Annotated in this window: 1 pseudogene; it reads right to left on the bottom strand. The window is 67.1% G+C overall.

Going from position 1 to position 480, the window contains the following annotated elements:
• A pseudogene (locus BN4575_RS22785) lies at positions 1–480 on the bottom strand (germacradienol/geosmin synthase); the annotation flags it as partial.

Below are 480 nucleotides of genomic sequence, written 5' to 3'. Positions count from 1 at the left end.
CCGTGTTCTCGAATTGCTGGAGCCGCGACGTCAGGATCTCGTTCGTCAAATCGGCCGCTCTTTGCGTGGGGACGCTGAGGAAACGCTCGAGGACGAGCACGCAGTTGGCGTTCTCCCCTTCGTCCTCGACCTCCCGCTGGTACGAGAACAGGTCATTTCGCAGGTGAACGCCGTCCGAGAACGTGTCGCGCAGGACCTCGAGGGTGCGCGTCGCGGCGACGGCGGCCGGGACCTCGGCGCCCACGGCGATCTCGATGAGGCCCGCCGACCAGGGCGCGCCGCCGACCTTGCGGCGCATCTCGATGTATTCGACCGGGTTCGCGACGCGGTTCTCCTGGATATTGGCGAGCTCCCACATGCATTCGAGCAGCAGGTTCTTCGTCGCCTCGAGGAAGCGCTCGCGCCATTGGACCGAGGTGAGCGGGACGGTTCGCGCCCAGAGGTCCGCGAGCGCGCGCTCGACCACGTTCGTCGGCTCCG

The organism is Aeromonas sp. EERV15, from assembly GCF_900079845.1.
GTDB lineage: Bacteria > Pseudomonadota > Gammaproteobacteria > Enterobacterales > Aeromonadaceae > Aeromonas > Aeromonas sobria.
The sequence above is the reverse complement of the archived record's forward strand: the minus strand, read 5'-3'. Positions and strand labels throughout refer to the sequence as shown.